This window comes from Mameliella sp. MMSF_3455 (assembly GCF_030733205.1).
Taxonomy (GTDB): domain Bacteria; phylum Pseudomonadota; class Alphaproteobacteria; order Rhodobacterales; family Rhodobacteraceae; genus Antarctobacter.
Genome location: NZ_JASHJL010000081.1, coordinates 1 through 9,287, shown reverse-complemented (window position 1 = coordinate 9,287; position 9,287 = coordinate 1). Strand labels below are relative to the sequence as shown.

Genomic DNA, 9,287 nt, shown 5'->3' with positions numbered 1-9,287 from the left:
GATTGCCGCCTGAAATGAAACCGATGCTATAGCTTAGCCCGGCGGCAAACTGGTCGAAAACTCAGGACCACCTCTAAGCCTCACCCGAAGGGATCGTATTCCGAGACGATCATGACCTCGTCTCCGTCGATTTCATCGGCGGGGACGGCGCCATAGGTTCCATCACCGGCCTGGAAGACGACGGTCGAGACCATGAGTGTGGCGGCGAGAGAGGCGGCGAAGGCGTGGGCATCTTTGCGGGACATCTGTTTGGCTCCTGTCTTGGAGGCGGAGGACCATCCCCCGCGCGACAGGACCCCGCAGGCCCGAAGACTGGCTGACATCACCGGGTGCGTTCGGCTCGTCCGAATCCACCCGGCGGCACGGGTTCGCCCGTAGTCCGACCCCTCGCGGGTTGATCTCGAAGACGGGATTCGGGGCAAGGAAGGGAATGGCGAGCGGAGGATGGTGCGACCGCTGACTGGAGCCGTATGTTCCGCTGATGCTATCGCTGCCAGCCTCCCGGGCAGACATTTGGTAGAAGATCTCATTCCGTGTTGGATTGGATCCTATGGTGCCCCGCGATCTCGCAGGACAGAGTCGTGATGGGTGAGAGGCCCGCACTTTGGCGGGCCACTTGGGTTCTACATAGGCTCAGGCGGCAAGTTCCGCGTCCCCTGCCCTATCCCCGTCCTCGCTGCCGACGATGTCGAGTCGCGCGTTGCGATAGCCTTCCCTAGCGATCCAGAGTTCCGCAGCGGTGACAGACTCGGCCAGGTGGAGCAGTTCCGTGCAGCCGCCAAAATCCACCAGGACGCGCACCTGTCCGGGCTTCGGTTCCTCTGCTACCTCGAAGGTCAACGCACTGTCAGCCGAATGCGTTCGCATGATGGTGACAAGAATGACCCCGTCCGAGGAGAAGTTCCCCTCGTGCAGCGTGAACGACGCCGGCGCCGTCCAGGTTGGATAGGGTCGCGGCGGCTCCTTCTTGACGAGACGTCCAACGCCGTTCGAGCGTTCCCAGGCCGCGAGCTTCTTCGTGAACCGCGCAGGCGGTTTCGGACTGTTGTCGGTGTAGCGAATGAGCGCGCCCAGGGGCGCGGTATCGAGAATGGTCGTTGCAGACATGATTCCTCATCCTGAATGCGTCATATTGCATTCATATTATTGATATTATTGGTTTTTATGTGATTGAGGGCGGGTTTCCCCGCCCTCGGAAGGCGCAGATCACTCCGCGGCCATCATCGAGGCCTCATTGCTCGGCAAGTCCGCTGTAAGGAAGGCGGGCAGATCGACATCTTCGGCCTGGTCGGCGTCGGAACCGGGCTCAGGCGCCCCCTGCCCTTCCGCACCTTCGAGTGCTGCCAGATCGTGACGGCGAAGAACCTCTGGCAACCAACCGCTGCCTTTCAGCAGACGCTCGGCTTCGGTCGCCATCTCGCCCTTCTTCAGGTGATCGAGGAGTTGCGCCGTCCCCTCCCCTTTAGCCTCACGTACGGCCTCGAGGATCCGGACCTTTGGCACGCGGTTCAGGTAGGTATCGACCGTCGGCTCCCAACCCGCCTCGACCATGTCGAGATCGACCGCCTGTGCGACCAAGTCGGACTGGGCCATCCGCTTGGTCAAACCGCTGGCGGAGATACCGGCACCATAGGGGTTCACCTTCTCATAGAGCGCGTTGATCCCGAAGCTGAGGCAATGCGCGAGCAGCGACAGCCGGCTCCCTTGATCAAGGGAGGTCAGGTAGTCCCAGAGCGCGGCATCGTCGCCGAGCGGCAAGTCGGCCTCCCACTCCGCATGGCGATCGTCCACCAACTTGGCCACCACGCTGTCCTTCAGATCGCTCGCCTGCGCCGACATGTAGACGTGACGGACCGAAGCCTCGAGGCAGCTGCCGGCCGAACTGGATGTACGGAAAGTGTCGTTGACGAGCTTCAGGAGCAGCAACGTCAGGGCGACGTCGGGAGAACGCCCGACAGCTTCCCGCAGTGCCAATGTCCGGTGCGCCGTCAACTCCATGACCAGCCGCTCGGGCAACGGCTTCAACGCACCATCGTCCTCGTCGTCGGACACGTTGGCGCCAAGCGCCTGACCGGCAGAGGTGATCACCGTGCCATGGCCGATACAATCCACATTACTCCCCGCTGAAAGCTCAGCGCCCTGCCCGCCTGCCGCCTGTTCACCGCTGTGGACGTCGGCATCTTGCCGAGGTTCATCCTCGGGCCGGACAAAGCCCCGATAAGCTGCAAGCTCGCCATAGCGATCAAGCGTCACGAAGGCCCCTGCCGTCGCGATCTCCTCCGCGTCGAAGATCAGCGGCCTGGCCTCGAGCTTCTCCATCGCGACTTCCAGCTCGCCAAGACGTGCGTCGATCTCTTCGGGGAACTCATCCTGGCCCTCGTATTCCTCTTCGAGCGCCCGGTACTCGGCAAGCAGTTTGTCATGGGCCGCGCCTTCGTCATCCGTCATCGGCGCCGGGTCTCCGCTCAGCCGCCGCAAACCGTGGCTGTAGCCATAGGGCAGGTCGAGCGAGACCTCGATCCATTTCCAACCTTCGGTCGCGATGGCTTCGGCTTCGGCCTGAAGCTTCTCGCTGACCAGACGATCGAGCAGGGCAGGGTCTTCCAGCCAGCCGCCGTCATCGCCCTGGAAGAGGTCATGCAACATGGTGCCGCCCGCCGCCTCGTACGCCTCGACGCCGACAAAGGCGGCCCGACGGTCAGACGCGCGCACCGACGTTTCGGTCAGCATGCGCCGGATCTGATAGGGCTCCTTGTTCCAGGATGACCGGATCGCCTCCCAGACCTGAACCTGGCGCTCATGATCCGGATTGACCGTGAAGGCCATCAGCTGCTCCAGCGTCATCTCATCTTCGGCGTAGACTTCGAGGAGGGCCGGGGCCACAGCGGCGAGTTTCAGGCGCTGTTTGACTACCTGCGGCGTGACGAAGAAAGCGGCCGCGATCTCTTCATCGCCCTGACCCTTCTCCCGAAGCGCAACGAAGGCGCGGAACTGATCAAGCGGGTGCAGGGCTGCACGCTGTATGTTCTCAGCGAGCGAGTCGTCTTCGGCGAGGATCGCAGAATTGGCATCCCGCACGATGCAGGGAATGGGCGTCGTCTTGGCCAAGCGTTTCTGCTTCACCAGGAGAGACAGTGCCTGGAATCGCCGACCGCCAGCGGGGATTTCGAACTTGCCGGTCTCGGAACCATCATCCGCCGGAACGGGCCGAACGCTCAGGCTCTGCAGCAACCCGCGGCGGGCGATGTCTTCGGCCAGTTCCTCGATGGAGATGCCGGCCTTGATGCGCCGGACGTTGGACTGGCTCAGCACGAGCTTGTCGAAGGGAATGTCCCGGGACGGGGACAGGGTGACTTTCTGGGCAGATTTCGCCATCAGATCTTCTCCACGACGGGCGCCGGAAGCCACTCTCCCGATCTCACTTCCCGTCACCCCTTTCACAACCCCTCTCTCCCTCGACCGTAGTTGTCCGCGGACAATTTTTTGGCAGAAGCAGTAGAGCACTGTCTGACTAAATCGGTTGCGGTTGTGCCCGAGAGAGTCGCCGAACAAGCTGCTCTGGAACGAAGTCAGCGCTGTTTCTGCCAGACGTTATCGAGCGAAAATAGGCACCGACCTTTTGGACTTTTTCGTGGAACTGCATGATCGCCCAGACGGTCAGCGCAGTCCCTTCTATGCCAAGCTGTTCTTGAGCATCTTGGTAGTTTCTAGAGTCTATTCCGAGCATTGGTGCGAGAGTTCGGGCATGGGATACTACGTCGGACATAGTTTTCACTGGCGTGAGTGAAAATTGGGCTGCTTCAGGGCAGGCGCTAAGGATCTCGGGCACGCTAAGGGGTTTTGCACTTAGATGTGATGGACGAGTTTTCGGTGAGTGATGTTCTCTTTTATCAATATGTTCTTTGTTTGAGTTATGATGATGGCGGACATTTTGGCCGTCGTTGCCGGACATTTTTTCCTCTCCGGTGACGACGGCTTCACAAGGTTGCTCGGCTTCCACGCCTTCAATGTCTAGGCCAGCCAAGAGATTGTAGCATTCATCCAGTGAAAGCTTTCTGCGAAGGGTGCGCATAGCGGTTTTCGCATCAATGTCGTCGGGTTTGGCTTGCAGGATGTTGTTTGCTGCGGCACGTATCTTTGCTTTGAGGTAGGCGATTTGGTCGTTTTCGCGAACGGCATGGGCAGCAAGCTTTGCGAGCTCTGGGAAGCGTTGGAACAAGGGTGTGAGGTCGAACCCGAATCTAAGGGCGGTGCCTTCGGCCATGTTTCGCTTGCTGAACCTTTTTCGATTTGAGCTATCACGGCGAACAAGCAGTCCAAGTTCTTGGAGAATGGCTGCATGGCGCCTAATCGTCCGGTCGGAAATCCCATTGCGCCGGAACGTAAGTGTGGCGTTCGATGCGAAGACGGTGTTGTGCTGCCTTTTCGGCGGAAGGCACGAGAGCATCGCGTCGAGCGTCGCAATGACGGATGCTTTCAGACCCATCAACGGAGCAGCCTGGCGCAGTGTGTCGATGATGATGTGACGCTCGGGGCGGGCGTTGTCCGCGGACAACAAGATCTCCGTCCGCTCTCCAACGGAGGCGGATGCCTGAGTAAATGCCATGAATTTTTCACGACAACCGGTCGGGAAAGGCCCAGATCCCCCGATTTCTTGAGAAAAGGCAACAGATCATCGTTCAACCGATTCGGTTGTTATTGACTGCTACGGAGAAGCTGGTACATCTGAGGGTGCTAAGAACAGATTGGGCTCTCCGGGGTTGACCTTGGGGGGCTCTTTCTTTTCTGGCTGTTTTTCGTGCTCCTTTTTTGTTGCTCTGCTCGCCTGTCTGTCAGCCGGATTGCTGCTCCGACTTCCACGCCTCATAGAGACGTTTCAACTCAACTTCCGCGTTGTCTCGCATCCATTGAGCGAACTCTGGGGTATCAACTTTGGACATTTTCACAGTCAAAGCGCGCGGGCTATCCTTGACCTCTGCAAGCGCCTTACCGTCGCTTGAGATAACCATGTGCGCCGCGGACTTTGTGGACCTCGCGGGTTTGCCAAGTCTCGAGATGGCGTCGCTGACGCGCGCAAAGCGGTCGTCCGAAGTAGGGATCCGATCCAGGCCCAAATCGGAAACTACCCGAACTAGGTCAGCATTGCTGTCTTTCGCTTTGTCTGCTAGGTCTTCCCAGCGGCGGCGTCCGATGCCATGCGCCGAGCCGATCAACTGGATCACAGTCTCCGGTATCGTGCGGGCGACCTTGGTCATTCGCGACAACATAGGCTTGTCGATGGCAAGTGCGTCGAGGATTACTGGCTGATCGTAGCCATTGTCGCTCAGCTGCGCGGCGAACAAGGCCTTTTCAATGAAACTAGGGTCCAGTCTGTGTGAGTTTTCCTGGCCTTGGGCAAGGATCGCCTCCTCGTCCGAAAGAGTGCGCACCAAGGCTCTGGCCGGTACTCCGATCGATTGCAGGGCCCGCAGTCGGCGACGACCATAAACGATCTTGTAGTGACCCGGTTTGTCCGCGAGCGGACGGACCATGATCGGCACCTGCTGCCCATGTTCCTTGATGCTCGCGGCAAGAGACGCGACGTCGGCATCGGAGAATGAAAGCCGGTCTTTCGGCCCGTCTTCCTCGATGAGATCGACCGGAATTTCCCGTACGGCGTTGCTGGATAAATCCTTCAGGGTCGATTTCACACCGCTCATCGCACCGGTGTTGGGGAAACGAGGTTTAAGGTCAGCCGTTGCCACGTCCTCGGTGGTGTCCGGTGGGGGAGGGGGCTGGAAAAGGTTTCTACGCGCCATTACTCGACCGTCCTCCCCCAAGCCTGTTGAATCGTCTTTTCGAACTCGTCTGCGACGCCGTTTACGCTTTCGAGTATCCTGTCCAAAGTCTTCTTGACGACCTGGCTCGGCTCTAGTTCATAGATCGTCTGCTGCGTCATCCCGGCGTCGGAAATGGCAGTGGATTTCAGCATGGGCGTGGTGAGTACCCGGTCGAGCAAAATTGACCTTAGGAACCCAGCCATCTGCGACTGTGGGACATCGGTCGGTTCGAACCTCGCGACGAGGTACTTGAGGAACGACCAGTCGATCGGTCCTGTCGCTTCCTCCAAAGTCCTGACGGTTTCTCCGGCCATCTCAAGAAATTGGGCCATGGAGGCGACGTCCAGCATACTCGGCACCACGGTAATCAGGAGGCCGGTTGACGCAAGCAACGCCGTCATCGTCGTGAAGCCCAACTGCGGTGGGCAATCGACGATCACCAGATCGTAGTTGGCTTCGATCTCATCGAGCGCAATGGCCAACCTCTGAGTGAACGGAGGATCGACCTTGTGCTGAAGCGCGTAAGCCGTCTCGGTTTCATACTCAGACAGCAACAATCCGGCTGGCGCGAGGTCGAGATTGTGGAAGTATGTCTTGCGCACGACTTGGCTCAGGGGAACCGGATCCTCATATTTCAGGGCGTCATACACCGTGCCGCTTTCAGCAAACTCGATTTCTGGGCGGAATCCAAACATAGTCGTTAGGCTGGCTTGGGGGTCCATGTCTACGGCTAGGACGCGATACCCTCTGAGGGCGTAGCGTTGGGCGAGATGAATCGCTGTCGTCGTCTTGCTGGACCCGCCTTTGAAATTCACGATGGATATGATCTGAAGTCCATCGCCATCCCGCCGGCCTGGCAAGTAAGCTTCGCCGTTGCGACCGGTCCGTGCCATCACTCTGCGGATCTGGTCGATCTCTTCAGCGGAATAGAGACGCCTGCCGCGAGAGTCTGTTTCGACTTCTGGAAAATCACCTTCCTGATGGCGCGTTCTAAGGTTCGACATGCTGATGCCCGTCAGCTCAGAGACCTCTGCAGGGTGAAACTTGCGCAGCGTCTTTCTGCTTTCCGGTTGAAAGCTGTTGCGCATATGATGATTGAGGGCATCCGACAGACGCGCGGCGTTGGCAGAAATGGAAGCTGCAATGGATTTTGCGCCTGGGAAATCTGCCTTGCTGTTCATGCTGCCCTCGTGACCTCTTGGTGGGTCGATTGTGTTTCGTCGCTAAAGTGCGCGATTTTCGCTTTTTTGCGACTACAGCACTCATGACACGCAACTTATAGCCAGACAACAATTTTTTTGAAGGCGGAGAGCGCGAACTTGATCTGGGCGTGCGTTTTGGCGCGAGAAAGTAGCCTAAGTGTCTAGAAGATAAGGGAAAATCTCAGCCCGCACTAGCGCCTTGTCAAACATGTTGTGGCTTCACCGCAGTCTACCCCAAGGTATCGCGGTGGGGTCTAACGACGAATCGTCGCTTCTGAAGGATTGAGCGATTGGCACCTAGTAGCCGACTAGACGAGCCCGAGTCGCCCCGCCCGTTCCAACAGCATCCGTACGGAGGATGGCTGCCAGCTGGTTCGCCCACGAGGGGTGCGCTCACGCATGGATTCCAGTCGGTCGCAAATTGCCTGCAAGGTAATCTCGGGGTCAGAACCTTTGATTGCTGCGACAATCGCCGGCAGGCGATCGTCGGTTTCGCGGCGTCCGGCGCGGCCAAGCACTTCATCGGGCAGATAGCCGTCGCGCACATATGCTTTCACGGCGCGGAGCAGGCGGCTTTGGGTCCAATGGCGATCTGGGGGCAGGGGGCCATTGATAATCCGCAGGACGTCTTCCCAAGCCATATCGGGGCGCAGCGGCGCACATGCGGCACCCAATCCTGCGCGGTCTCGTTCAGGCGTTCCATGTAGCCATCCTGCCGGGCAAGCCGTACCTTGCGAAGCGCGGCGGGGTCCCTGGTGCGAAGGCCAGGATTGCCACCAACACGACCTTTGGCGCGCGCAGAGGCAAGGCCCGCCTTGGTACGTTCGCGGATTAATGCGCGTTCGAACTCGGCCGCGGCGCCCAGAACCTGCAACGTGAACTTGCCTTGCGGCGATGCAGTGTCAATCGGATCATGGAGCGAACGGAAGAAGGCCCCCTTGGCCTCCAGGCGCTCGATCACTTCCAGCATGTCGCGTTTCGCTACGGACTTCAATTGAAGCCGTAATCTGAAACCTGAACACCGCGATTTTACCTTAGCGCTTCACTGCAGCGGCTCTGCACGCGGGCAATCAGAGCCCCGCCGCCTTGGTCAGGTTGACCCTGAACCTGTCGCGCCTGCGCTGGTATCGGCGGGTCATCTCGGCCGAGGCATGACCGAGATGCTTCTGGACATAGCGCTCGTCGACCTCCGCGGAGGATGCGAGACCGGCGCGCAGGCTATGCCCGGAAAAGAGCGCGAGGCGGTCCTTCTCGGGCAAGTCCGACCGGACCCCGGCATCGAGCACGGTTTGCTTTACCAACCGCGCGACGTGTTTGTTGCTGAGACGCGTATCAAGCGCCCGCTTGCCATCGCGCGAGCACCGCACGAACACCGGCCCAAAATCAATGCGTGCAAAGTGTAGCCATTGCTCAAGCGCATGTACGGGGCAAGTCTGTTCCCTGGAGCCACGCCCGACCTCGACCTCGCGCCAGCCGGTCTTGGCGTTCAGCGTCAGCAGGGCGCCACCGCCCTCTTTGCCCTCCATGATCTCAATCCAGCCGCCACTGTCGGGCGTGTCGTCCTTGTGCACATCGACGCCGATGATTTCTGACCGCCGCAGGCCCCCCGCATAGCCCAGGAGCAGGATCGCCCGATCCCGCAAGCCGCGCAGGTCGTAGGGCAGGGTGGCCACCATCGCCAGAATGTCCTCTGGCAGGATCGCCTCCTTCTGAACCGGCGGGCGGGCATGTTTGCGTCTGATCCCGGCCAGGACGGTGGCGATGTGACGGTCCTTGCGGTCGAGGGGGAAGCCCCGTTGCGCATAGTTCCAGGAGAGCCCGGAGAGACGTCGTTCAATGGTAGAGACCGAAAGGGAGCGGTCCGCCGACTGCGATGGGGTTTGCTCGGCCGGGGCGGCCAGATCCGCAACGTAGAGCCCGATCATCTGCGGCGACGGGGGCAGCGGATCGGTGCCTTTCAGCCGGCACCAGCGGGCAAAGTGTTTCCAGTCGGCGGCATAGGCCTTGTTGGTATTCTCCGCGGCCGACGCCTCTGCGTAGCCGCGGGCGGTATCGACCAACCGGTCAAGGGTGCCGGAGCTGGCGACATGGGCGGGCAGGGCGATGGCCTCGCGTGCCGCTTGATCTCTGTCATCGATCTGGGCATCCTCTATCGCGTCAGAGTTTGCTGAAGTCGATTTCTCGCGTTCTTGTCGGTCTGCCGGAATTTCTGAGACTGCGTTCCATTTGTTTTCAATGACTTGCCTGTGTCGCATTTCTGAAACCG

7 protein-coding genes and 1 pseudogene are annotated in these 9,287 nt (G+C 59.7%); all 8 read right to left on the bottom strand.

Translation table 11 applies throughout. The annotated features are described in order from the left end of the window. Nucleotides 1–80: 80 nt before the first annotated feature. A complete protein-coding gene (locus RBB42_RS27570; protein WP_306043944.1) occupies nt 81–245 on the bottom strand; it encodes a hypothetical protein in 165 nt (54 codons plus the stop codon). A 388-nt stretch (nt 246–633) separates the two neighbouring features. Beyond that, nucleotides 634–1,107, bottom strand: a complete 474-nt coding sequence (locus tag RBB42_RS27565; RefSeq protein WP_306043943.1) for a UCP036055 family protein — start codon at nt 1,105–1,107, stop codon at nt 634–636. Between the two features lie 99 nt (nt 1,108–1,206). Beyond that, the gene (locus tag RBB42_RS27560) at nt 1,207–3,375 is read right to left on the bottom strand and encodes a ParB/RepB/Spo0J family partition protein (RefSeq protein WP_306043942.1); all 2,169 of its coding nucleotides are present in this window, start codon (nt 3,373–3,375) and stop codon (nt 1,207–1,209) included. A 136-nt stretch (nt 3,376–3,511) separates the two neighbouring features. After that, on the bottom strand, nt 3,512–4,555 hold the full coding sequence (gene repC / locus RBB42_RS27555) for a plasmid replication protein RepC (protein WP_306043941.1): 1,044 nt from the start codon (nt 4,553–4,555) through the stop codon (nt 3,512–3,514). Between the two features lie 277 nt (nt 4,556–4,832). Beyond that, nucleotides 4,833–5,798 (bottom strand): plasmid partitioning protein RepB, encoded by a 966-nt coding sequence (repB, locus tag RBB42_RS27550; RefSeq protein WP_306043940.1) that lies wholly within the window; start codon nt 5,796–5,798, stop codon nt 4,833–4,835. Continuing rightward, entirely contained in the window at nt 5,798–7,000 is a 1,203-nt protein-coding gene (gene repA / locus RBB42_RS27545; protein ID WP_306043939.1) for a plasmid partitioning protein RepA, read from the bottom strand. The genes repB and repA overlap by 1 nt, the downstream gene beginning before the upstream one ends. Before the next feature lie 329 nt (nt 7,001–7,329). Beyond that, nucleotides 7,330–7,991: pseudogene (locus RBB42_RS27540) on the bottom strand (recombinase family protein); the annotation flags it as partial. A 100-nt stretch (nt 7,992–8,091) separates the two neighbouring features. Then, nucleotides 8,092–9,276 carry a tyrosine-type recombinase/integrase gene (locus RBB42_RS27535; RefSeq protein ID WP_371932228.1) on the bottom strand — a complete coding sequence of 395 codons (1,185 nt, stop codon included), beginning with the start codon at nt 9,274–9,276 and terminating at the stop codon, nt 8,092–8,094. Between the last annotated feature and the right edge of the window lie 11 nt (nt 9,277–9,287).